This is a genomic window from Methylorubrum rhodinum (assembly GCF_014199935.1).
Lineage (GTDB): Bacteria > Pseudomonadota > Alphaproteobacteria > Rhizobiales > Beijerinckiaceae > Methylobacterium > Methylobacterium rhodinum.
In genome coordinates, this window is sequence record NZ_JACHOP010000019.1 from 36,928 (window position 1) to 59,068 (window position 22,141).

Annotated in this window: 20 protein-coding genes; 9 read left to right on the forward strand and 11 right to left on the reverse strand. The window is 71.6% G+C overall.

Annotated elements, in window-relative coordinates:
* Positions 1-15 precede the first annotated feature (15 nt).
* The gene (locus HNR00_RS18495; RefSeq protein WP_183571843.1) at positions 16-1,047 is read right to left on the reverse strand and encodes a hypothetical protein; all 1,032 of its coding nucleotides are present in this window, start codon (positions 1,045-1,047) and stop codon (positions 16-18) included.
* Between the two features lie 371 nt (positions 1,048-1,418).
* On the opposite strand from HNR00_RS18495, the gene dnaK reads away from it, so the two are divergent.
* From dnaK to HNR00_RS18515, 4 genes are all read left to right on the forward strand, one after another.
* On the forward strand, positions 1,419-3,335 hold the full coding sequence (gene dnaK, locus HNR00_RS18500) for a molecular chaperone DnaK (protein WP_183571844.1): 1,917 nt from the start codon (positions 1,419-1,421) through the stop codon (positions 3,333-3,335).
* 348 nt (positions 3,336-3,683) lie between these two features.
* On the forward strand, positions 3,684-4,841 hold the full coding sequence (gene dnaJ, locus HNR00_RS18505; protein ID WP_183571845.1) for a molecular chaperone DnaJ: 1,158 nt from the start codon (positions 3,684-3,686) through the stop codon (positions 4,839-4,841).
* Between the two features lie 270 nt (positions 4,842-5,111).
* Positions 5,112-5,759, forward strand: coding sequence for a class I SAM-dependent methyltransferase (locus tag HNR00_RS18510; RefSeq protein ID WP_183571846.1), 648 nt, complete (start codon positions 5,112-5,114; stop codon positions 5,757-5,759).
* A gap of 138 nt (positions 5,760-5,897) precedes the next feature.
* A complete protein-coding gene (locus HNR00_RS18515) occupies positions 5,898-6,236 on the forward strand; it encodes a hypothetical protein (RefSeq protein WP_183571847.1) in 339 nt (112 codons plus the stop codon).
* Between the two features lie 226 nt (positions 6,237-6,462).
* Here HNR00_RS18515 and deoA read toward each other — a convergent pair whose 3' ends face one another.
* Genes deoA through HNR00_RS18535 form a run of 4 tightly spaced genes read right to left on the reverse strand, consistent with a single transcriptional unit; the run spans position 6,463 to position 9,775 of the window.
* Positions 6,463-7,773, reverse strand: coding sequence for a thymidine phosphorylase (gene deoA, locus HNR00_RS18520; RefSeq protein WP_183571848.1), 1,311 nt, complete (start codon positions 7,771-7,773; stop codon positions 6,463-6,465).
* Positions 7,770-8,516: a deoxyribose-phosphate aldolase gene (gene deoC / locus HNR00_RS18525; protein WP_183571849.1), complete on the reverse strand. Its 747-nt coding sequence runs from the start codon at positions 8,514-8,516 to the stop codon at positions 7,770-7,772. The genes deoA and deoC overlap by 4 nt, the downstream gene beginning before the upstream one ends.
* 10 nt (positions 8,517-8,526) lie before the next feature.
* The gene (locus tag HNR00_RS18530) at positions 8,527-9,339 is read right to left on the reverse strand and encodes a purine-nucleoside phosphorylase (RefSeq protein WP_183571850.1); all 813 of its coding nucleotides are present in this window, start codon (positions 9,337-9,339) and stop codon (positions 8,527-8,529) included.
* On the reverse strand, positions 9,329-9,775 hold the full coding sequence (locus HNR00_RS18535) for a cytidine deaminase (protein ID WP_183571851.1): 447 nt from the start codon (positions 9,773-9,775) through the stop codon (positions 9,329-9,331). Before HNR00_RS18535 ends, HNR00_RS18530 begins: the two co-directional genes overlap by 11 nt.
* Positions 9,776-9,892: 117 nt before the next feature.
* Here HNR00_RS18535 and HNR00_RS18540 point away from each other — a divergent pair, with 117 nt between their 5' ends.
* Positions 9,893-10,117 carry a DUF2093 domain-containing protein gene (locus HNR00_RS18540; protein ID WP_183571852.1) on the forward strand — a complete coding sequence of 75 codons (225 nt, stop codon included), beginning with the start codon at positions 9,893-9,895 and terminating at the stop codon, positions 10,115-10,117.
* Here HNR00_RS18540 and lpxK read toward each other — a convergent pair.
* The 3 genes from lpxK to HNR00_RS18555 are packed head-to-tail and all read right to left on the reverse strand — an operon-like array spanning position 10,092 to position 13,131.
* Positions 10,092-11,084, reverse strand: a complete 993-nt coding sequence (lpxK, locus tag HNR00_RS18545) for a tetraacyldisaccharide 4'-kinase (RefSeq protein ID WP_183571853.1) — start codon at positions 11,082-11,084, stop codon at positions 10,092-10,094. The genes HNR00_RS18540 and lpxK overlap by 26 nt on opposite strands.
* Positions 11,084-12,388, reverse strand: coding sequence for a 3-deoxy-D-manno-octulosonic acid transferase (locus HNR00_RS18550; protein WP_183571854.1), 1,305 nt, complete (start codon positions 12,386-12,388; stop codon positions 11,084-11,086). Before HNR00_RS18550 ends, lpxK begins: the two co-directional genes overlap by 1 nt.
* A complete protein-coding gene (locus HNR00_RS18555) occupies positions 12,385-13,131 on the reverse strand; it encodes a lysophospholipid acyltransferase family protein (protein WP_183571855.1) in 747 nt (248 codons plus the stop codon). The genes HNR00_RS18550 and HNR00_RS18555 overlap by 4 nt, the downstream gene beginning before the upstream one ends.
* Before the next feature lie 236 nt (positions 13,132-13,367).
* Between HNR00_RS18555 and HNR00_RS18560 the strand changes: the two genes are divergently transcribed.
* Positions 13,368-14,312: a metallophosphoesterase family protein gene (locus HNR00_RS18560; protein WP_183571856.1), complete on the forward strand. Its 945-nt coding sequence runs from the start codon at positions 13,368-13,370 to the stop codon at positions 14,310-14,312.
* A 9-nt stretch (positions 14,313-14,321) separates the two neighbouring features.
* Here the strand turns inward: HNR00_RS18560 and HNR00_RS18565 are convergent, their stop codons facing one another.
* The gene (locus HNR00_RS18565; protein ID WP_183571857.1) at positions 14,322-14,801 is read right to left on the reverse strand and encodes a response regulator; all 480 of its coding nucleotides are present in this window, start codon (positions 14,799-14,801) and stop codon (positions 14,322-14,324) included.
* A 368-nt stretch (positions 14,802-15,169) separates the two neighbouring features.
* Between HNR00_RS18565 and HNR00_RS25850 the strand changes: the two genes are divergently transcribed.
* Together HNR00_RS25850 and HNR00_RS18575 are read left to right on the forward strand one after the other, a co-directional pair.
* Complete coding sequence (locus tag HNR00_RS25850) at positions 15,170-15,991, forward strand: cold-shock protein (RefSeq protein ID WP_183571858.1); 822 nt, start codon at positions 15,170-15,172, stop codon at positions 15,989-15,991.
* A gap of 93 nt (positions 15,992-16,084) precedes the next feature.
* On the forward strand, positions 16,085-16,327 hold the full coding sequence (locus tag HNR00_RS18575) for a hypothetical protein (protein WP_183571859.1): 243 nt from the start codon (positions 16,085-16,087) through the stop codon (positions 16,325-16,327).
* 175 nt (positions 16,328-16,502) lie between these two features.
* Here the strand turns inward: HNR00_RS18575 and HNR00_RS18580 are convergent, their stop codons facing one another.
* On the reverse strand, positions 16,503-18,170 hold the full coding sequence (locus tag HNR00_RS18580) for a glucan biosynthesis protein G (RefSeq protein WP_183571860.1): 1,668 nt from the start codon (positions 18,168-18,170) through the stop codon (positions 16,503-16,505).
* A gap of 35 nt (positions 18,171-18,205) precedes the next feature.
* On the opposite strand from HNR00_RS18580, the gene mdoH reads away from it, so the two are divergent.
* Complete coding sequence (gene mdoH / locus HNR00_RS18585) at positions 18,206-20,134, forward strand: glucans biosynthesis glucosyltransferase MdoH (RefSeq protein WP_183571861.1); 1,929 nt, start codon at positions 18,206-18,208, stop codon at positions 20,132-20,134.
* Positions 20,135-20,182: 48 nt separating this feature from the next.
* On the opposite strand, the gene ilvD is transcribed toward mdoH, so the two are convergent.
* Complete coding sequence (gene ilvD, locus HNR00_RS18590) at positions 20,183-22,018, reverse strand: dihydroxy-acid dehydratase (protein WP_183571907.1); 1,836 nt, start codon at positions 22,016-22,018, stop codon at positions 20,183-20,185.
* Between the last annotated feature and the right edge of the window lie 123 nt (positions 22,019-22,141).

Here is a 22,141-nt window from a genome sequence, read left to right on the forward strand (position 1 = left end):
ATGCCGACCCGGCGCCTACGGCTCGAAGAACGGGTCGCCGCCGCCCGCGGCGTCCGGGTTCACGCCGTCGACCGCGGGCTTGGGCCGGCGCGGGCGGGGTGCCGAGGTGTTCGATGCCGTCGGGCTCGCGGTGTTCGCGCCGAGCCGGGCGGCGAGCGCGATCGCCCGCGCCTCGGTGTAGCGCAGGTGGCAATAGCCGTGCGCGCCCTCGCGGGCATAGGTGCGGCAGGCCTGCTCGCGGTCCGAGGAGAAGGCCGCCTGCTCCTGCACGATCGGCCGAACGTCCTGACCGCGGGCCCGCTGGGTCATGATCTTGAAGTTGTCGCGCACCGCCTTGTCGGCGACGCCGCGGGCGGTGTCGAACTCGCCGGCCTGCGGGATCAGCGCCGCGGCGCCGGGCCCCCACAGGCCGCCCGGCGTCGTGGCGCAGTCCTGCGCGGTGAAGGTGCAGACCTTGTCGCCGAGCGGGGTCGCCAGCACGCTGCCGTCGAGCACTTCGAGCTTCAGCGGACATTCCGGCGCGCTCATGGAGAAGCGCGACACGCCCTGCGAACGCCCCTCGGCGGTCAGCGCCACCGGCTTGCCGGCGTTGAGCTTGACCGCGCAGGCTTCGGTCGGCTGCGAGACCTTGGTGCCCGGCAGCGTCATCGACGCGGTGTAGCCCGCGCCCGCCTTCTCGATCTTGAGCGCACCGTTGAGGCCGTTCAGCAGAAGATCCTGGCCGACGACGTTGTCCTCCGCCGGCACCTTGAGCACCACCGGCTGGCGCGGCGCGGCGGGCGCGCTCGGCCGCGTCTCGGCCCCCTCGCCGGGAAGGGCCGGGGCGCCCGGCGCCGTCGGCCCGGGAGCGGGCGACGGCTCGGCCGGCACGTTGCGGGGCGGGGCGGGGGGCTTGGCCGCCTTGCCGATCCCGAACAGCTCCTCGAAGAAGTTCTGTGCCTGGGCTCCGGCGGGGCTGAGCGCCACGAGGCAGACGAGGCCTACTGCTGCCATGCGCCGAAAGCGGGCGGGCCGTGCGGCGGAACTTAACGAGACGGGCAGTCGCATCAGGCTTTCGCCATCCTGGCTCGGGGCCGGTCGTTGAGGGAATCTTCATGCTCTCTAGCACGCCACCCGTGGCGCGGGCGTGGCAGCCTGGCAACGGGGAAGGGCGGCCTTCCGCGTGTCGTTTCGGCAAAAAGTCCTGCGGAACACGGGATTGTGGGGTGTGGTTCGCGCGTCCTCGCCCGTTCTTGCGGCGGCGTAGCCGTCTTCTTATATGCGGCGGGACACGGGACGAGGCCTTGGAAGCACCGTCTGCCCAGACGACGCGCTTCGGATCCATCCCGTTCTCAAGCCTGGAAGTTTTGTACCGCCATGGGTCGAGCTGCTTCGGGGCTCGGCGGTCTGCTTGAAACAGCGAACAGAGGGATCCCACCATGGGTAAAGTGATCGGTATCGACCTCGGAACCACCAATTCCTGCGTGGCCGTCATGGAAGGCACGCAGCCGAGGGTCATCGAGAATGCGGAAGGCGCCCGCACCACCCCGTCCATCGTCGCCTTCACCGACGACGGGGAGCGCCTCGTCGGCCAGCCGGCCAAGCGGCAGGCCGTGACCAATCCGGAGCGCACGTTCTTCGCGATCAAGCGTCTGATCGGCCGCACCTACGACGATCCGCTGACGCAGAAGGACAAGGGGCTCGTCCCCTACAAGATCGCCAAGGGCGACAACGGTGACGCCTGGGTCGAGGCCGACGGCAAGAAGTACTCGCCCTCGCAGATCTCCGCCTTCACCCTTCAGAAGATGAAGGAGACCGCCGAGTCGCATCTCGGCCAGCCGGTGACGCAGGCCGTCATCACGGTCCCGGCCTACTTCAACGACGCCCAGCGTCAGGCCACCAAGGATGCTGGCAAGATCGCCGGCCTCGAAGTGCTGCGCATCATCAACGAGCCGACGGCCGCCGCGCTTGCCTACGGCCTCGACAAGAAGAAGGCTGGCACCATCGCGGTCTACGACCTCGGCGGCGGCACCTTCGACGTGTCGATCCTCGAGATCGGCGACGGCGTGTTCGAGGTGAAATCCACCAACGGCGACACCTTCCTCGGCGGCGAGGACTTCGACAACCGCGTGGTCGAGTACCTGACCGCCGAGTTCAAGAAGGAGCAGGGCATCGACCTGACCAAGGATAAGCTCGCCCTCCAGCGCCTCAAGGAGGCCGCCGAGAAGGCCAAGATCGAGCTGTCCTCGGCCACGCAGACCGAGATCAACCTGCCCTACATCACCGCCGACGCCTCGGGCCCGAAGCACCTCGCGCTGAAGCTCAGCCGGGCGAAGTTCGAGTCGCTGGTCGACGACCTCGTCCAGCGGACGATCGAGCCGTGCCGCAAGGCGCTCAAGGATGCCGGCGTCTCGGCCTCCGAGATCGACGAGGTCGTGCTCGTCGGCGGCCAGACCCGCATGCCCAAGGTGCAGGAGGTCGTGAAGGCGTTCTTCGGCAAGGAGCCCCACAAGGGCGTCAACCCGGACGAGGTCGTCGCCATCGGCGCCGCGGTTCAGGCCGGCGTTCTCCAGGGCGACGTGAAGGACGTGCTGCTGCTGGACGTCACCCCGCTCTCGCTCGGCATCGAGACGCTCGGCGGCGTGTTCACGCGGCTCATCGACCGCAACACCACGATCCCGACGAAGAAGTCCCAGGTCTTCTCGACGGCCGAGGACAACCAGAACGCGGTCACCATCCGGGTCTTCCAGGGTGAGCGCGAGATGGCGGCCGACAACAAGCTGCTCGGCCAGTTCGACCTGATGGGCATCCCGCCGGCCCCGCGCGGCATGCCGCAGATCGAGGTGACCTTCGACATCGACGCCAACGGCATCGTGAACGTCACGGCCAAGGACAAGGCGACCAACAAGGAGCACCAGATCCGCATCCAGGCCTCCGGCGGCCTCTCGGACGCGGACATCGAGAAGATGGTCAAGGACGCCGAGGCCAACGCCGAGGCCGACAAGAAGCGCCGCGAACTCGTCGAGGTGAAGAACCAGGGCGAGAGCCTGATCCACGCCACCGAGAAGTCGGTGTCGGAGTACGGCGACAAGGTCTCGGCCGCCGACAAGGGCGCCATCGAGTCCGCGATCACCGCGCTCCGCACCGCGCTGGAGGGCGAGGATGCCGAGGGCATCAAGGCCAAGACCAACGACCTGATGCAGGCCTCGATGAAGCTCGGCGAGGCGATGTACGCCGCCTCGCAGAACGAGGGCGCGCCGGGTGAGGGCGCCTCCGCGTCGGCCGAGAAGAAGGACGACGTCATCGACGCCGACTTCCAGGAGGTCGACGACAAGGACCAGAAGAAGCGCGCCTGATCGACGGCTCCGGAACCCTCCCCCCTCTGCGGGGGAGGGTGCCTCGCCGATGCGAGGCGGGAGAGGGGAGCGACGGTTCAGGAGAGGTCGATGCGTCGGATGACGCGCGCTTCCTCCGGCACCGTCGCTCCCCCCACCCGATCCTCGCTGACGCGAGGCCCACCCTCTCCCGCAGAGGGGAGAGGGACGAGCGGCGGCTCACGAGAAAAAGAGCACGTGCGAGCAAGGCCCGCGTGCATCTTCCCGGATACGAAGCCGATGATGATGCGCTAGAGACGATTCGTCCGAGCGAAATCGCGAATCGGCCGCTGCGTCCGAAGAGACGCGGACGAGGTTTGAAGGCTGGGTATGTCCAAGCGGGATTACTACGAGGTTTTGGGCGTCGCCAAGACCGCCACGGAGAGCGAACTCAAGGTCGCCTTCCGCAAGCTCGCCATGGTCCACCACCCGGACCGCAATCCCGGCGACAAGGAAGCCGAGATCAAGTTCAAGGAAGTCAACGAGGCCTATCAGTGCCTCTCCGACGGCCAGAAGCGCGCGGCCTACGACCGCTTCGGCCACGCCGCGTTCAGCCAGGGCGGTCAGGGCGGCCCCGGATTCGGCAACGAGTTCGGCGACTTCATGTCGGACATCTTCGAGAATTTTTTCGGCGACGGACGCGGCCAGCCGGGCGGCGGGGCCGGTCAACGCGGGCGCGGCCAGCCGGGGCGCGAGCGCGGCGCGGATCTCCGCTACAACCTCGAGATCAGCCTGGAGGAGGCGTTCGCCGGCAAGACCGAGACGCTCCGCATCCCGACCTCCGTCGCCTGCGAGGTCTGCTCCGGCACGGGCGCCAAGGCCGGCTCGAAGCCGCGCACCTGCCCGACCTGCGGCGGCTACGGCCGGGTGCGGGCGGCGCAGGGGTTCTTCGCCATCGAGCGCACCTGCCCGAACTGCCACGGCCGCGGCGAGGTGGTGGACGATCCCTGCACCGCCTGTTCCGGCGCCGGCCGGGTCAACCGCGAGCGGACGCTCTCGATCAACGTGCCGGCGGGCGTCGACGACGGCCTGCGCATCCGGCTGGCCGGCGAGGGCGAGAGCGGCCTGCGCGGCGGACCGGCGGGCGACCTCTACGTCTTCCTCTCGATCAAGCCGCACCCGTTCTTCCAGCGCGACGGAGCCGACCTGTTCTGCCGCGTGCCGATCTCGATGGTCACGGCCGCGCTGTCGGGCGAAATCACCGTGCCGGTGATCGACGGATCGCAGACCCAGGTGCGCATCCCGGCTGGTACGCAGACGGCCAAGCAGTTCCGCATCAAGGGGAAGGGCATGCCGGTGCTGCGCTCGCGCGAGATCGGCGACCTCTACATCCAGGTCTCGGTCGAGACGCCGCAGAACCTCACCAAGCGCCAGCGCGAGCTGCTGCAGGAGTTCGACCAGTCGGCCTCCGACGAGAACCACCCGGAGAGCGCGGGCTTCTTCTCCAAGGTCCGTGACTTCTTCGTGAGCGGCGCGGGCCGCACGTGATCGGAATGCGGCTCGGGATCAAACGTGAGGTTCGGCCTGTTATGCCCGCGGTCGCCCCTGTCGGGCGGCCGGCGGGCGCCCTTGCGCCCTGGGACGGCCGACCTTGACGGGGTGCGGGTTTTCGTCGTCTAGAACGCTCCCCGCCGGATCGTTCGCCGGCTCGGCGAGCGCGCGCGTCAGCCCTGGTGTCAGGCCGGGATTGCGCCACCGCGCGCGGCCCGCGTGCGGTTCCACCCCGTCCTTCCACTCCTGATCCGAGGATCATCGGTCGTGCCGCCGCTTCGCCGTTCCAGCGCCCGAGCCGTCGCCGCGACCCGCCTGCGGGAGGGGCGCGATCCGCTGGAGGACGAGGCCCGGTTTCTGCGCTCGTGGTTCGAGCGGCCCCTCGTCACCGGCGCCGTCACCCCCTCGGGCAAGATGCTCGCCCGCACCATGGCCTCCTACGCCGACCCGTCGGTCCCCGGCCCGGTGATCGAGCTCGGTCCGGGCACCGGCCCGGTGACCGAGGCGCTGATCCGGCGCGGCTTCGAGCAGGAACGGCTGATCCTCGTCGAGTTCAATCCGGATTTCTGCACGCTGCTGCGCCGCCGCTTCCCCCGCACCACGGTGATCCGCGGCGACGCCTACAGCATCCGCGAGACGCTGGGCAGCACCGTCACCGAGCCCTGCGCCGCGACCATCTCCAGCCTGCCGCTCTTCACCAAGCCGCTGGAGAAGCGGATGGAACTGCTGCAGGACGCCCACGACGTGATGCAGCCGGGCGCGCCCTTCGTGCAGTTCACCTATGCCGTCGTGCCGCCGATCCCGGCCCGCTGCGAGGCCGGCAGCTACACCGCCAGCCGCTCCAACCGGGTCTGGCTGAACCTGCCGCCCGCCCGCGTGTGGGTCTATCGCCGGCCGGGCAAGACGACCGCCTGACACGATTTCGATCCGCTTCTGATCCGCCTGAGAAGTGTTTCCGTTTGTAGGAATGCGTCTCAGGCACCGTTCATGGCGAGGCTCCTAGCGTCTCGATCCGAGGCCGCCACCGGGCGGCCGGACGAAAGGAGTTCACCGATGTCGGACATCGTTTCGACCAAGCGTATCCGCCGCGCGCTCGCCGCCCTGGCCGTGCTCGCCGGCGGGCTGATCGGCGCCCCAGTCGCGCAGGCCGCCCCGCTCGCGGCCCCGCCCGCCGCCGCCCTCGCCACCGACACCGCGGTCGAGACCGTGCAGTGGCACCATCACGGCGGCTGGGGCCATCGCCGCCATCACTGGGGCCACCACGGCGGCTGGCGCCGTCATCACCACCATCATCACGGCTGGGGCCATCACCGCCGCCACCACTGGGGTCACCACCGCCACCGCCACTGGGGCCATCACCACGGCTGGGGCCATCGCCGCCACTTCTACTGAGTCACGGCTCCGAGGGTCCGCGCGCATGGGGAACCGTGCGCGCGGTTTCTTTTTCGAAAACCGATCATTCGGCTTCGTCCTACCCATCCCCTGATCCTGAGGTGCTGCGCAGCAGCCTCGAAGGAGGGCTCCAACCAGCCGCGCGATTTCTGGAGCCTCCTTCGAGGCTCCGCTTCGCTCCGCACCTCAGGATGAGGGGGATGGATGGGAGCGACGTGAGCCTCGATCAGCCCACCCGCTCGATGATCGCCTCCCGCGCCACCGGCACCGTCGCGCCGATCCGGTAGGCCGCCCGCAGGGCCGCCGCCGCCCGCTCCGCCGCCGTCTCGTCCGCCGCGTGGACGAGCCCGAGCGGATCGCCGGCCCCGAGCCGGTCGCCGGGTCGTGCCAATTCCGAGAAACCGACCCGCGGGTCGATGTCGTCCTGCGATCGGGTCCGCCCGCCGCCGAGACCGATCACCGCGAGGCCGACCGCGCGGGTGTCCACAGACCCGACGATGCCGGCTCTCTCCGCCGCGACCGGCCGCACCACCGGCGCCCGCGGCAGATGCCGCTCCGACGCCTCGACGAAATCGGACGGGCCGCCGAGCGCGCCGACCATTCGGCCGAAAATCTCGGCGGCGGCCCCGGTGTCGAGGGCGGCTTGCAGCCGTGCCTCGGCTTCCGCGCGGTCGGCGGCGAGGCGGCCGAGCAGCAGCATCTCGGCGCAGAGCGCCATCGTCACCGCGTGGAAGCGCGGCTCGCGGGCGCGGCCAGTTAGGTAATCGACGGCATAGGCCACTTCCACCGCGTTGCCGGCGGCGGAGGCCAGCGGGGCGTCCATGTCGGTGAGGAGGGCACGCGTCGGCAGGCCGGCGGCGTTGGCCACCGTGACGATGCTCTGCGCCAGCCCCCGCGCCTCCTCGTCCCGCGCCATGAAGGCGCCGGAGCCCGCCTTCACGTCCATGACGAGGCCGCCGAGACCCGCCGCCAGCTTCTTCGAGAGGATCGAGGCGGTGATCAGGTCCAGCGATTCGACCGTGCCGGTGACGTCGCGGATGGCGTAGAGGCGCCGGTCGGCCGGCGCGAGGTCGCCGGTCTGGCCGATGATGGCGCAGCCCGCCTCCCGCACCACCGCGCGGAAGCGGTCGAGCCCCGGCGCCACGTCGTAGCCGGGGATGCCGGCGAGCTTGTCGAGGGTGCCGCCGGTATGTCCCAGGCCGCGCCCCGAGATCATCGGCACGAAGCCGCCGCAGGCCGCGACCATGGGGGCCAGCGCGAGGCTCACCGTATCGCCGACGCCGCCGGTGGAGTGCTTGTCGAGCACCGGGCCGGGCAGGTCCCAGGCCAGTACCGTACCGGAATCCCGCATGGCGCGGGTGAGCGCCACGCGCTCGTCGAGCGAGAGGCCGCGAAAGAAAACCGCCATGGCGAAGGCCGCCGCCTGCCCCTCGGTGACGCGCTCCGCGGTGAGGCCGCGGATGAAGTCGGCGATGTCGGCCTCGGAGAGCGCCCGCCCGTCGCGCTTGTCGCGGATGATCTCCTGCGGAAGCCTCACGCCGCAGCCTCCACGGCGCGGGCAAGGTCGTCGAGGAGCGCGCTGGCGCCGATGCGGAACGTGTCCGGGCTCGCCCAGACCGGGCCCATGATCCGGTCGGCGAGCGCGAGGTAGCGCGCGGCATCCTCGACGCGGCGCAGGCCGCCGGACACCTTCAGCCCGACCGGCCGCGCGCCGTCCCGGTCGCGGATCGTGAACAGCATCGCCTCCGCCGCCTCGGGCGTGGCCGAGACCGGCGTCTTGCCGGTCGAGGTCTTGAGGAAGTCGGCGCCCGCCTCCAGGGCCAGCCGGCTCGCCCGCGCCACCGTCCCGGCATCGGGCAGCATCCCGGTCTCCAGGATCACCTTGAGCAGTTTTTCGCCGCAGGCCTCGCGAACGCTCGCGACCATGGCCCGGGCCGCGTCCGCATCGCCGCGCAGGAATGCGCGGTAGGGCAGAACGAGGTCGATCTCGTCGGCGCCGTCCGCGAGTGCCGCGCGGGTCTCGGCCACCGTGCCGGCCACGTCCTCGCTGCCCTCGGGAAAATTGACGACGGTGGCGATCCGCACGCCGCTGCCCGCGAGCGCCTGCGCGGCCTGGGCGACGAAACGCGGCCAGACGCACACCGCCGCCACCGCGTGCCGCTGCGCGCGCTCGCAGAGCCCGCGAACCGCCTCCGCCGTGCAGCCCTCGCTCAGGTCGGTCAGGTCGAGGAGCGGCAGGGCGCGGGCGGCCACGTCCGAGAGGGGATCGGCTGCGGTCATCGCAACAAGCTCACGTTTCGGGGAGGCGCGCCGCGAAGGCGGCGGCGAGGCGGGCGAGGTCGGAGCCGGCGCGGGCCGCGACCGCCCTGGTCTCGGCATGGTGCGGATCGCCGCCCGAGACCCCGGCGGCGAAGTTCGTCACCGCCGAGACCGCGGCGACTTCGAGCCCGAGGAAGCGGGCCAGGATCGTCTCCGGCACGGTGGACATGCCGACGAGGTCGGCCCCGAGCCGTCCCGCCATGCGGACTTCCGCGGGCGTCTCGAAGCTCGGGCCGGAGAACCACGCATAGACGCCCTCGTGCAGGAAGAGGCCTTCCATCTCGGCCGCGGCGCGCAAGGCTGCGCGCAGACGGGGGGCGTAGGCGTTCGTCATCGGCACGAACCGGGCCTCGCTCGCCTCGCCGATCAGCGGGTTGAGCCCGGAGAGGTTGATGTGGTCGGTCAGGACCACGAGGCTGCCGGGACCGGCCTTCGGCATCAGCGAGCCGGCGGCATTGGTCAGGAGAACGCGCTTCGCCCCGAGCGCCGCCACCGCCGCGAGAGGCATCCGCATGGCGGCGGGCTCGCCCCGTTCGTAGGCGTGCGCTCGCCCTTCCAGCACCAGCACCGGCCGCCCCGAGAGCGTCCCGCGATGAAGCCGCCCGCCATGGCCGGACACCCCAGGCCGAGGGAAACCGGGAATCTCGGAGTAATCGAGGCTGATCCGCCCCTCGATCGCCTCGACGAGGGCGCCGAGGCCGGTCCCGGTCACGATCGCCAGGGCGATGGGGCCGGCGAACCCGTTTTCGCGCAAGGCGGCGACGGCTTCGGCCTCACTCGGCATCGACGATGTGCTCCGGCAGGTGCTCGGGGCCGAACGAGGCGGGCAGCAGCGCCTCCAGGGTGAAGCGGGCGCGGACGCCGTTCGGCCCGGCCGAAACGATCGGCGTGTCCGGCCCGGCGAACTCGCGGATGCGCTGGCGGCAGGCGCCGCAGGGCGTGACCGGGGCGGGGCTGTCGGCGAGGATCAGGATCGCCCGGATGCGCCGCCCGCCGCCCGCGATCATCGCCGCGATGGCCCCGGCCTCGGCGCAGGTACCGACCGGGTAGGCCGCGTTCTCGACGTTGCAGCCGGCGTGCACGCGGCCCGCTTCGTCACTCAGCGCCGCCCCCACCGAAAACCCCGAATAGGGCGCATGCGCCCGCGCCCGCACGGCGGCGGCCGCCGCGAAAAGGGCGTCGAGATCGGGGCTCGGGGGCGGGGAGCCGGGCGCGGTCATGGCACCGTTTGGCCCGAGGCGAGGGTCCCTGTCGAGGGCCCGTCTTGATGGGCGGTCGACAGGTGCGCGTTCGCCTTCTATGCCGAACCCTTGCGGGGGCGGCAGGGAGCCAGCGACATGCTCGGGCGCTTGGATCGGGGTTCGAACAACGGCGAGGCGAAGGTCGAGTACGGCGACGGCACCATGCGGGTGCTCAAGCCCGGCACCTTCGTGCGCTGCGCCGTGACCGGCGAGCCGATCCATCTCGACGCTTTGCGCTACTGGAACGTCGATCGCCAGGAGGCCTATGCTACTCCCGAGGCGGCGATGCAGCGGCTCAAGGAGATCGGCCGGGCCCCGTAAGGGCCTCTGCCAAGTGCCGCCGCAGGGCCGCCGGATCGGCGAAGGCGAGGGCGACCCGCAGCACCTCCGCGCTCTCGCCCGCGGGCAGGCGCACGGCGTCCTTCTCGGTGGTGACGAGGCGCGCGCCCTCGCGCGCGGCGATCGCCCGCAACCCGTCGAGATCGCCGGCCCGATACGGATGGTGGTCCGGAAAGCTCTCGGTGGCGACGACCCGCGCCCCGAGGCCCGCGAGCGTGTCGAAGAACTTTTGCGGACGGCCGATCCCGGCGAAGGCGACGACGGGCCGGTCCTGCCAGCGCTCCGGCGCCTCCGGCACGAGGCGGCCCCGGTGCAGCGGCAGACCGCGCTCCCGCGCCGCCCGCCCCACGCGCTCGCCGGCCTCGCCTTCGCCGACGAGCACCACGCCGCCGACATGCCGCCATTGCCGCGCCAGCGGCGCCCGCAGGGGGCCGGCCGGGAAGGGCAGGCCGTTGCCGATGCCCGCGCCGGCATCGACCACGGCGAGCGACAGCGTCTTCCGCAGGCTCGGATTCTGAAGCCCGTCGTCCATCACGATCGCGTCGGCGCCGCGATCGGCGCAGAGCCGCGCACCCGCGAGGCGGTCGCGGGCGACCACGGTGAACGCGGAACGGGCGAGCAACAGCGGCTCGTCGCCGACATCGAGGGCGCCGTGCGAGGCCGGATCCACCGCCACCGGTCCGGCGAGCCGCCCGCCGTAGCCGCGGCTGAGGAAGGCCGGGCGGCGGCCGAGATCGTCCCGCAGGATGGCCGCGAGCGCCAGCGCCGTCGGCGTCTTGCCGGCTCCGCCGAGGGTGAAGTTGCCGATGCACAGGACCGGGCAGGGGCCGGCCGTGCCCGGCCGGTCCATCCGCCGTGCGGTCAGCCCGCCGTAGAGTGCGCCGACGGGGGCCAGCAGCCGGGCCAGCGGGTGGGCGGGCGCGCGGGTCCAGAAATCCGGCGGGCGCATCAGGCCCGTTCGCGGGCGGACAGCTTCATCTGCGCGACGTAGGGGTCGAGCACGGCCAGCGTTCGGCCGACCGCCCCCTCGAAGGCGGCGAGCGCCGCCTGGCCCTGCCGCGCCATCCCGGTGGTGCGGGCCGGATTCGCCACAAGGTCGGCCACGGCGGCCGCGAGATCGTCCTCGCCCGTCACCGCGCGGGCGCCGCCCGCCTCGTCCAGCGCGCCGTAGGATTCGGAAAAATTGTGGATGTGGGGGCCGTGCAGCACGGCGCTGCCGAGGCGTACCGGCTCGATCGGGTTCTGGCCGCCATGCTCCACCAGCGAGCCGCCGAGGAAGACCAGCGGGCAGAGCCTGTAGAACAGGCCGAGCTCGCCCAGCGTGTCGGCGACGTAGACATCGACGTTCGCCTGCGGGCGCCCGTTCTTCGCCCGCCGGCTGGTGCGCAGTCCGGCCTCGTGGGCCACCTGCGCCACCTCCTCGCCCCGGCGGGGATGGCGCGGCACCACGATGGTGAGCAGCCGCGGGAAGCGGTCCTTCAGCCGGGCATGGACGCGGGCGATCGTGGCGTCCTCGCCCGAATGGGTGCTCGCCGCGACCCAGACCGGCCGGTCGCCGACCATGTCGCGGAGGTAGGCGAGCTGCTGCGTATCGGCCGGAGGAACCGCTGAATCGTATTTGAGGTTGCCGACCACGCTGATGCGCGGGGCGCCGAGCCGGGCGAAGCGCTCGGCATCGTCGCGGGTCTGGCAGAGGCACACGGCGATGCGCGACAGCAGCGCGCGGGCGGTGCGCGGCGAGCGGGCCCAGCCCTGGAACGAGCGCTGCGACATCCGGCCGTTGACGAGCACCAGCGGGATGCCGCGCTCGTGCAGGGCGACGACGGTGTTGGGCCAGATCTCCGATTCGGCGACGATGGCGAGATCGGGCTGCCAATGCTTGAGGAAGCGCTCGACCCAGCGCGGCGCGTCGAGCGGCATGTACTGATGCACGGCGCCCGCGGGCAGGCGCTGGCTCAGGAGGTCGGCGGCGCTGCGGGTGCCGGTGGTGACGAGCACCGAGCAGCCGCGGGCGATCATGCCCTCGATCAGGCCGACGAGGGAGAGCGCCTCGCCGATGCTGGCCCCGTGCATCCACACCAGATGCCCGACCGGCCGGGCGCGTCCGGGGCGCCCGCGCCGCTCGGGCAGGCGCGCCGGGTCCTCCTTTCCGCGGCTGGAGCGCCACGCGAGCAGGCCCGCCACCGCGGGCTCGCCGAGATAGAGCCCGTAGCGGTAGGCCCGCAGGACGGCGGGAAGCGGTGGGACCCTCACGCGGCTTGCCCCAGGGCGTCGTCGCGGGAGCCGACGACGCGGTCGGGCCGGCCGACCAGGGCGTAGGCGCGGTCGTGGACGCGGTTCAGCTCCGCCTGGACGCGGGCGCGCAGGGCCTCGACCGCCTCCGGTTCGATCTCGCGGGGGACGAAGATCGATTCGCCGAACACCATGGCGCCACGGCCGAACGGCAGGCCGAGGCAGGCGCGGTCCCACGAATTGAAGCGGATGTGCCGGCTCGTCACCACGGCGACGGGAACGATGGGGCAGCCGGAGAAGCGCGCCAGCATGATGATGCCCGCGTCGCACACCCGCGAGACCTTGGGCACGTCCGCCGAGAAGGCGACGGTCTCGCCGCCCTTCAGCGCCCTCACCATCGCGCGCAGGCCCTCGGCGCCGCCCTTGGCGCGGGCATCACGGACGGCGCGACCGCGGGCGCCGGAGGCGCGCATCACCCGCACCCCCATCCGCTCCAGCGCCATGGTGTTGATGTTGCCGTCGGGCGAGCGGGAGATGATCGTGGCGACCCGGTCCTGCGGGCGGCTCATGAACGAGATCATGAGATGCTGGCCGTGCCACATCGCCGCGATGAACGCGCCGGTGGCGTCGAGCCGCTCGTAGATGCTCGCCGGCTCCAGGGTGAAGCGGTTCGTGCGCTTCACCAGCTTGAGGTAGCCGTAGGCGATTGCGCCGAGCACGCGCTGCACCGCGGGCTTGCGGCCGATGGTCTTGATCAGGCCCATGGGCTCGGACCGCTCCGCCTCTTCGCTCGCGTTTCGAATCGGGATGCCGCCCTGGCCGGGTGTCTAGCCCCGGGCCGCGCCGGGTGGCAACGCGACCGAAAGGAGAACCCGCGGAGTCGTGCCGCAATGCGGCGGAGTTCGGGCGTCGCCCCGGCTTCCGATCATCGCCCGAACACCGCGGGAAGGACGCCGAAGTGTTGACGCGAGCGGCCGATCACACGATGCCGTGAGCCAACATGTTCAGGCTCGCCCATCTCACCGATCCCCATGTCGGGCCGCTGCCCCGCCTGCGCCTGCGCCAGTTGCTGAGCAAGCGGGCGACCGGCTACGTGAACTGGCACCGCGGGCGCGGGCGCCACCACTGCATGGATCTGCTCGGCGCCCTCGTCGCGGATCTTCGGGCGCAGGATAGCGACCACGTCGCCTGCACCGGCGACCTGTGCAATCTCGGCCTGCCCGACGAGTGGGACACCGCCCGCATCTTCCTGGAGGCGCTGGGACCGGCCGACCGGGTCAGCTTCGTGCCGGGCAACCACGACGCCTATGTCCGCGGCTCGCTGGAGGGCCTGCTCGGCACCTGCGGCGGCTGGACCGCGGCCGACGACGGCCGCAGCGGGCTGTTCCCGTATCTGAGGCGGCGCGGGCCGCTCGCGCTGGTGGGCCTCTCCTCGGCGATCCCGACCAAGCCGTTCGCCGCGACCGGGCGGCTCGGGCCGGTGCAGATCGAGGCCGCCGAGCGCCTGTTGCGCGATCTCGCTGAGGTGCCCGAGCGGCCCTGCCGCGTGGTGATGATCCACCATCCGCCCCATCCGGGCGGCGCCGCCTCCGGCCGCGAGTTGAAGGACGCCGCCGCCTTCGCGGCGATGATCGGGCGGGCCGGAGCCGACCTGATCCTGCACGGTCACAATCACGTGGGGACCGTGGCGCACATTCCCGGGCCGGACGGGCGGCCGGTGCCGGTGGTCGGCGCGCCTTCGGCGTCCGCCCGCTCGCTGCTCGTGAACCGGCGCGCCTCCTACTACCTCTACACGATCGTGCCGGGCGAGACCGGACACCGCATCGCCGTCGTCGAGCGCGGGCTCGATGCGGAGGGCGGCATCGCCGAACTCGCCGCCTTCGACATCGAGACGCCGCCCGCCGACCGGATCGGACCCGCCCCGAAGCGGCGGCGACGGCATTGAGGCGCGGCGTCAGTTCAGCCCCATCCCCTTCGATAGCCCGCTGGCGCGCGGCAGCGGGCGCAGCAGGCTCTTCACCTGCGAGAACGGTCGGGGCCGGTTGATCACCTCGTCGAGGCGCGACCACAGGGTCTTGGGCGAGAACGGCTTGGCGATGATCTCGTTGACGCCGAGCGCGATGGCCCGGTCCACCACGTTGCGCCGGGGCTGGGCCAGCATCAGGATGATCGGCACGGTGGGCGAGGGCGAGGTCGCGGGCGTGCGGGCCAAGCGGATGAACTCCTCGCCGGAGAGGATCGCCAGATCCCAGTCGAGGATGGTCAGGTCCGGCTTGCTCTCGGCCAGAACGCCCAGGGCCTCGGCCCCGTCCGGGGCTTCCAGCACGCGCTTGATGCCGACGCGCATCAGCATGTCGCGAACGATGCGGCGGATGTAGAGGCTCTCGTCGACGACGAGGGCCGAGAGGTCCGGGAAGGTCGGGGTGGCGATCATCGGCGGCGTTGGGGCCCGGCCTCGCGATGCGCGGGCTGCCCCAAAAGCCTAGCGGAGGCGCGTTTGCGTTTCCCTAAAGCGACCTGCGCATCGTGTCCGTGATGATGCATTTATCTGGAACGGTTCTCGGCCGAGCCGTGAAAACCGGGTGCACGCCGCCACTCTACGCAGTTCACCGCGAAAATCGGTGGGGCAAGGCACGGACGGGTTAGAAGTTCCTTGCGGATCGGCCGCGATTGCGTCAGACCTGAGGCATCGATCTCGGTATCCGCTGCCGAGGGGATGATAGTGCGAGGCGTGGGCTGTCTCGGGATAGCGCGCACGCGGTATTCGAGACGTGGCGGGCGGACGGTTTTTGCGAGCTTTCAATGGGACGTGGTCGTGATTTTCGGGGGCCGCAGAAGCGCGGCTTCGACGAGGGCGGTGCCGAGCCTCAGTGGCCGGACCAGCTGCCCCCGAGCAGTGGTGGATATGGTGGTGGCGGCAACCGCTTCGGCGGCGGTGGCGGCGGCTACGGTGGTGGTGGCGGTGGCTTCGACCGCGGCCCCTCGCGGGGCGCCCCCGCGGCTGCGGCGCCTACGGGCCCGGAGCGTGACGCCACGGTGAAGTGGTTCAACAAGGAGAAGGGCTTCGGCTTCGTGGAGCTCGGCGACGGCTCCGGCGATGCCTTCCTCCACATCCGCGCGGTCGAGGCCGCCGGCCACGACGACCTCCTGCCCGGCACGCGCCTCACGGTGCAGACCGCCCAGGGCCAGAAGGGTCCGCAGGTCACCGCGGTCAACAGCGTCGACACCTCCACGGCCGAGGCGGCTCCGCCCCGGCGCGAGGGCCCGCGCTTCGGCGGCGGCGGCGATCGCTTCGGCGGTGGTGGCGGCGACCGCTTCGGTGGCGGCGGCGACCGCTTCGGCGGTGGTGGCCGTGATCGCTTCGGCGGCGGTGATCGGGGCGGCGGCGGTGGTCGCTTCGCCTCCGGCCCGTCGGTCGAGATGACCGGCACCGTGAAGTGGTACGACCCGGCCAAGGGCTTCGGCTTCGTCTCCGTCAACGACGGCGGCAAGGACGTGTTCGTGCACCGGTCCGCCCTGTCCCGCGCCGGCCTCGACTCGCTGGCCGAAGGCCAGCAGGTCACCCTCGGCGTGGTCGAGGGCCAGAAGGGCCGCGAAGCCTCCAGCATCAGCGTCGATTACTGATCGAACCGGTATCGGATGACGAAACGGCGGCCTCAGGGCCGCCGTTTTCGTTTGTCGGGATGCCGGCAGGATCGTTCAGCGAGGACCGAGCGGATGCGTGGGGCGACGGCGATCTGTCTGGGCCTGCTGCTCGTCACCGGCCCGGCCGCAGCCGAGGATTTCACAGGGTTCTATGCCGGGGTGAATGCCGGCTGGGCGTTCGAGCGCGGCCGCGACGGCGCCGCGACCCTGCCGCCGACCGGCGCCGACCGCGATGAGAACGGCCTGCCGCCGAGCGTCGCCCGGATCGAGCAACAGCGCCGCTCCGAAACGCCGCCGGCCCGGCGAGGCCGCTGAGCGCCCGAGGAACCAACCCGTCCTGCCCATCCCCCTCATCCTGAGGTGCTGCGAAGCAGCCTCGAAGGAGGGCTCCAGTTCACGCGCGACTTCTGGAGCCCTCCTTCGAGGCTACGCTTCGCTCCGCACCTCAGGATGGGGGGATCGGTGGGGGGAAACCGGGCAAGGTCCCCTGTCACGCCACGCCGTCCCATGTCTCCGTGATCACCCGCCCGGCATGGCTGAGGCGGGCGCGCAGAACCACGTCGCCCGCCGGCATCGGCTCGGGCGGGCGGAACTCGGCGTAGAGGCGCCAGCCGCCGGTCTGCGGCACGCGCTCGGTATAGGGCTCGACGAAGGCGCCGGCGCTGGCCGAGAGGGCGACCTCGACAGTGGCCTTCGGATCGTCGGGCAGGCCCGGTCCCTCGAAGTCGATGGCGAAGAGGCGCCGCTTCGGGCTCGGCGGATTGCTCGGGCGCAGCCGCTCGGCCGAGCCGACCCGCGTCGAGACCACCCGCGCCAGCGGCGGCGCGATGGCAGCCGCCGGCTCCGCCCCGACGGTGACGAGTGCATAGGCGAGGTCGAGCCGCCGGCCCGGCTCCACGGGCGCCTCCGGCACGAAGGCGGCCACGATGTTGTCGGTCGCCTCCTCCCGCGAGGGAATCTCGAACAGCCGCACCGCACCGGTCCCGAAGCCGGATTCGGGTCGCACCCACAGGCCGGGCCGGTCCTCGTGGCGGGCCTGGACGTCGAGATAGGCGGCGAAGCGCCGCTCGCGCTGGAGCAGCCCGAACCCTTCGAGGGGGGCGGCGCGGAAGGCGGAGGTCTGCGGCGCGGCCCTGCCATTGGCGAGCGGGCGCCAGAGCCGGTCGCCGGGCGTCTGCACCAGCAGGCCGTCCGAATCGTGCACCTGCGGGCGGAAATCGTCGAACGGCACGGCGCCCCGCGCCCCGGGCCCGTTCTCGCCGTCGATGAACATGCTGGTGAGCGGCGCGAGCCCGAGCCCGGCGATCGCCCGCCGTGGAAACAGCGCGGCGGTGACCGCGAGCGTCGAGGGATCACCCGGCGTGACGACGAAGCGGTAGGCACCGGTCAGGCTCGGGCCTTCCAGCAGGGCGAGCACCGTAATCGTGCCGCCCTCGACCGGCCCGATCCAGAAGGTGGTGAAATCGGGAAACTCCTCGCCGGTCGGCGCCCCGGTATCGACCGCGATGCCGCGGGCCGAGAGGCCGTAGATCTGGCCCTTGCCCCGCACCCGGAAATAGGAGGCGCCGAGGAAGACGAGGAATTCCTCTTGGTTGTCCGGCCGGGCGGTATCGAAGGCGTGGGCGATGCGGAACCCCGCATAGCCGAGCGCGGCCGGATAGCTGCGCCCCTTCAGGGCCGGTCCGAGATCGAACAGCCCCGCATCGTAGCCGAACGGTTCGGGCGCCTGTCCGGCCCTCTGGAGCAGAATATCGACGCGGCGCCGCTGCAGGCCCCCGCGATGGAACGGCTGCATCGAGAAGCCGGGGCCGAGCGGCACCGTCGCCTCCGGGCGGACGCGGATGGCCTGCGTATCGTCGTAGTTGAGGGCCGCCAGTTCCGGCGGCAGGTCGTCGTCGTGCGGACGGTAGGGGGAACGGGCGAGCGATTCGGCGCGCGCCGCCACGTCCTCCAGCCTCACCGGACGGGTCTCGCCCTGCGACGGCGCTCCGGGTTGAGGCGGGGAAGCGGTCTGGGCCATCGTTCTGTCGGCATTCAGGTCGAAGAGGCTAGGAACCGATACGCCGGATAGGCCGGCGAGCCCGATCCGCACCACGTGCCGCCGCGAGACGTCCCCGTCCCGGCGCGCATCCCCGTCTCTGTCCGACGGTTCCGTCATCCGCTGATTCCTCCCGCGAGTAGTCGACGCCGACCATGTCCAGCCCAGACTTGCCGCAGGTCGACGCGCCCGTCGAGACGGGCGAAGCCCCGGCCCGGCCCTCCGGGACCGGCCCGGCGGCGCGGGCCCCTTCGTTCGGTCTGCGCCGCCTCGCGCTGGTGCTGCCAACGCTCGCGACCGCCGGAGCGATCCTCGGGCTGGCCCTCGCCGCCTATGGCCTGCCGGAGACGTGGCTCGGGCGCATCGTACTCGGCCTGTTCACCCTGCTGATGGCGTGGCAGTCGTTCACCGCGTGGCAGTACCTCTACGGGCTGATCGCCACGGGGATGGGCGACCGTGTGCTGTCGCCGCTGGAGCGGCGGGCCGCGACCGTCTCGTCGCGCCCGACCGGCCTGAGCCGCACGGCGGCCGTGGTGGCGATCCACGCCGAGGACCCGATCGCGGTCTTTTCCGCCATCCGTGTCATGGCCCGCTCGCTCCAGCGCGAGGGCGGGCACGGTTCGGACATCGACATCTTCGTCCTGTCCGACACCCGCGAGGGGGCGATCTCGGCGGTCGAGGAGCACGAATTCGCCCGCGCGGTCGCCTGGGCCGAGCGCGAGGGCTGCGGCATGCCGCGCATCCGCTACCGCCGCCGGGCGCAGAACACCGGCCGCAAGGCCGGCAACATCGCCGAGTTCTGCCGGAGCTACGGGGACGAGTACGATTTCATGATCGTGCTCGACGCCGACAGCCTGATGACCGGCGCCGCCATGCGCAAGCTCGCCCGGCTGATGGAGGAGAACCCCCGCGTCGGCCTGATCCAGACCGTCTCCTACGCGGCCGGCCGCGACACGCTGTTCGCCCGCATCCAGCAATTCGCCGTGCGGCTCTACGCGCCGCTCAGCTTGCGCTGCCTGGAGACGTGGCAGGGGCCGGACGGCTCGTATTGGGGCCACAACGCGATCCTGCGGATCGCGGCGTTTTCGCAGAACGCCGCGCTTCCGGTGCTCTCGGGCAAGCCCCCGCTCGGCGGCGAGATCCTGTGCCACGACATCGTCGAGGGCGCCTTCCTGCGCCGCGCCGGCTGGGAGGTGCGCCTTCTTCCAGAGATGGGCGGCACCTGGGAGGAGATGCCGACCAACCTCATCGACCTGCTCGGGCGCGAGCGGCGCTGGTGCCAGGGCAACCTCCAGCACATCCGCGTGCTGCCGATGAAGGGCCTGCTCGGCGCGAGCCGCTGGCATCTCGGCGTCGGCATCCTCGGCTACGGCGTCTATCCGTTGTGGATCGCCTTCCTGGCGCTCGGCACGTGGCAGGCGGTAAGCCTCCGCGAACTCGGCCTTCTCGGCTACGGCGTGGACGGCGGCACGCCCGCCGCGTGGGGGCTCGCCGCCCTCGTCGTCGCCGTGATGGCGCTGCCGAAGCTCCTCAGCCTCGGCTACGTGCTGGCCTCGTCCGAGCGGCGTGCGGCCTTCGGCGGCACCGGTTCGCTGCTCGTCAGCGCCGCGATCGAGCAGGCGATCTGGGTGGTGCTGTGGCCGGTCATGGCCCTGTTCAGCGCGGGCGCCGTGGTCTCGACCCTGTTCGGCCGGGTAGTGCGCTGGGACGCGCAATCGCGCGACGACCGCAGCGTGCCGTGGGGCGAGGCCTTTCGGCTCCAGAGCGACGCGGTCGCCGCCGGCGCCGCACTCGCCGTCCTCGTCGCGGTGGCGGGCGATCCCCTGCTCGCCGCCTGGATGGCCCCGGTCGCCTTCGCCCTGTTGACGAGCCCGGCGCAAAGCGTGCTCACCAGCTCGACCCGCCTCGGCCTCGGCTCGAAGGCGCGGGGGCTGTTCCTCACCGAGGACGACACCCGGCAGGCGCCTGAACTGGCGGAACTGCATCAGAGCCGGGTGACCGGCACGGCGTCGGCGCCGGCGGGCGAGCCGGTGACATGGCTGCCGGGCCCGATTGACCCGTCACGCGCCTCGACCCCGCGCTGAGAACCGCCATCGCGGCGGGCGCGTACGGGAGCCGGCCTCGACGCCGGGCTATTCCTCGATCCGCCGCACGGCCCCCTTGGCCGCGGAGGTCGCCAGCATCGCGTAGGCACGCAGCGCCGTGCTCACCTTGCGCTTGCGGGGCGCCGCCGGGCGCCAGCCCTCGCGTTCGCGGACGGCGCGGCGCTCGGCCAGCACCGCCTCGTCCACGGCCAGATGGATGCGGCGGTTGGGGATGTCGATCTCGATTCGGTCGCCCTGCTCCACGAGCCCGATCAGCCCGCCTTCGGCCGCCTCCGGCGAGACGTGGCCGATGGAAAGGCCCGACGAGCCGCCGGAGAAGCGCCCGTCGGTGACCAGCGCGCAGGCCTTACCCAGGCCCTTCGATTTCAGGTAGCTCGTCGGATAGAGCATCTCCTGCATGCCGGGGCCGCCGCGGGGGCCCTCGTAGCGGATCAGCACCACCTCGCCGGCCTTGACCCGGCCGTTGAGGATCGCCTCCACCGAGGCGTCCTGGCTCTCGAACACGTGGGCCGTGCCGGTGAAGGTGAGGATCGAGGCGTCCACGCCCGCGGTCTTCACGATGCAGCCGTCTTCCGCGAGGTTGCCGTAGAGCACGGCGAGCCCCCCGTCCTGCGAGTAGGCGTGCGCGGCGTCGCGGATCACGCCGGCCTCCCGGTCGAGGTCGAGTTCGTCCCAGCGCGAATCCTGGCTGAACGCGACCTGGGTCGGCACGCCCCCCGGCGCCGCCCGGAAGAAGGTTTGCACCGACTCGCTGCGAGTCACCGTCACGTCCCAGCGGTCGAGCGCCTCGCCCAGCGTGCCGGCGCTCACGTTGCCGACGCTGCGGTCGATCAGGCCGGCGCGGTCGAGTTCGCCCAGGATCGCCATGATGCCGCCGGCCCGGTGCACGTCCTCCATGTGGACGTCGGCCACCGCCGGGGCGACCTTGCACAGCACCGGCACGCGGCGCGACAGGCGGTCGATGTCCGCCATGGTGAAGGGCACCTCGCCCTCGTGCGCGGCGGCGAGCAGATGCAGCACCGTGTTGGTCGAGCCGCCCATGGCGATGTCGAGCGTCATCGCGTTCTCGAACGCCGCGAACGAGGCGACCGAGCGCGGCAGCACGCTCGCATCGTCCTGCTCGTAGTAGCGGCGGGCCAGATCGACGATCAGGTGCCCGGCCTCGACGAACAGGCGCCTGCGGTCGGCATGCGTCGCCAGCGTCGAGCCGTTGCCGGGCAGCGACAGGCCGAGCGCTTCCGTCAGGCAGTTCATGGAATTGGCCGTGAACATGCCCGAGCACGAACCGCAGGTCGGGCAGGCCGAGCGCTCGATCACAGCCACGTCCTCGTCCGAGACCCGGTCGTCGGCCGCCGCCACCATGGCGTCCACGAGGTCGAACGTGCGGGTGATGCCGTTCATCACGGCCTTGCCGGCCTCCATCGGCCCGCCGGAGACGAACACCGCCGGGATGTCGAGGCGGAGCGCCGCCATGAGCATGCCGGGGGTGATCTTGTCGCAATTCGAGATGCAGACCATGGCGTCGGCGCAATGCGCGTTGACCATGTACTCGACCGAGTCGGCGATGAGTTCGCGCGACGGGAGTGAGTACAGCATCCCGTCGTGGCCCATGGCGATGCCGTCATCGACCGCGATGGTGTTGAATTCCTTCGCGACGCCGCCCGCCTGCTCGATCTCGCGGGCGACGAGCTGGCCGAGATCCTTCAGGTGGACGTGGCCGGGCACGAACTGCGTGAACGAGTTCACCACCGCGATGATCGGCTTGCCGAAATCCGAATCCTTCATGCCGGTGGCCCGCCACAGGCCGCGGGCGCCGGCCATGTTGCGGCCGTGGGTGGTGGTGCGGGAGCGATAGGCGGGCATCTTTTCGCGATCGACTTTTCGAGCCGGATCGGCCGCGAGGCCGATCCTCCAAGACACGCCCTCATCCTGAGGTGCGAAGCGAAGCGGAGCCTCGAAGGAGGGCTCCAGTAGTTCACGGCGATC

What these genes read in the sequence shown, in the direction of transcription:
- HNR00_RS18495 (WP_183571843.1), bottom strand. Translation starts at nt 1,047, where the DNA reads ATGCGACTGCCCGTCTCGTTAAGTTCCGCCGCACGGCCCGCCCGCTTT.
- dnaK (WP_183571844.1), top strand. Translation starts at nt 1,419, where the DNA reads ATGGGTAAAGTGATCGGTATCGACCTCGGAACCACCAATTCCTGCGTG.
- dnaJ (WP_183571845.1), top strand. Translation starts at nt 3,684, where the DNA reads ATGTCCAAGCGGGATTACTACGAGGTTTTGGGCGTCGCCAAGACCGCC.
- HNR00_RS18515 (WP_183571847.1), top strand. Translation starts at nt 5,898, where the DNA reads ATGTCGGACATCGTTTCGACCAAGCGTATCCGCCGCGCGCTCGCCGCC.
- deoC (WP_183571849.1), bottom strand. Translation starts at nt 8,516, where the DNA reads ATGACCGCAGCCGATCCCCTCTCGGACGTGGCCGCCCGCGCCCTGCCG.
- HNR00_RS18530 (WP_183571850.1), bottom strand. Translation starts at nt 9,339, where the DNA reads ATGCCGAGTGAGGCCGAAGCCGTCGCCGCCTTGCGCGAAAACGGGTTC.
- HNR00_RS18535 (WP_183571851.1), bottom strand. Translation starts at nt 9,775, where the DNA reads ATGACCGCGCCCGGCTCCCCGCCCCCGAGCCCCGATCTCGACGCCCTT.
- HNR00_RS18540 (WP_183571852.1), top strand. Translation starts at nt 9,893, where the DNA reads ATGCTCGGGCGCTTGGATCGGGGTTCGAACAACGGCGAGGCGAAGGTC.
- lpxK (WP_183571853.1), bottom strand. Translation starts at nt 11,084, where the DNA reads ATGCGCCCGCCGGATTTCTGGACCCGCGCGCCCGCCCACCCGCTGGCC.
- HNR00_RS18555 (WP_183571855.1), bottom strand. Translation starts at nt 13,131, where the DNA reads ATGGGCCTGATCAAGACCATCGGCCGCAAGCCCGCGGTGCAGCGCGTG.
- HNR00_RS18560 (WP_183571856.1), top strand. Translation starts at nt 13,368, where the DNA reads ATGTTCAGGCTCGCCCATCTCACCGATCCCCATGTCGGGCCGCTGCCC.
- HNR00_RS18565 (WP_183571857.1), bottom strand. Translation starts at nt 14,801, where the DNA reads ATGATCGCCACCCCGACCTTCCCGGACCTCTCGGCCCTCGTCGTCGAC.
- HNR00_RS25850 (WP_183571858.1), top strand. Translation starts at nt 15,170, where the DNA reads ATGGGACGTGGTCGTGATTTTCGGGGGCCGCAGAAGCGCGGCTTCGAC.
- HNR00_RS18575 (WP_183571859.1), top strand. Translation starts at nt 16,085, where the DNA reads ATGCGTGGGGCGACGGCGATCTGTCTGGGCCTGCTGCTCGTCACCGGC.
- HNR00_RS18580 (WP_183571860.1), bottom strand. Translation starts at nt 18,170, where the DNA reads ATGACGGAACCGTCGGACAGAGACGGGGATGCGCGCCGGGACGGGGAC.
- mdoH (WP_183571861.1), top strand. Translation starts at nt 18,206, where the DNA reads ATGTCCAGCCCAGACTTGCCGCAGGTCGACGCGCCCGTCGAGACGGGC.
- ilvD (WP_183571907.1), bottom strand. Translation starts at nt 22,018, where the DNA reads ATGCCCGCCTATCGCTCCCGCACCACCACCCACGGCCGCAACATGGCC.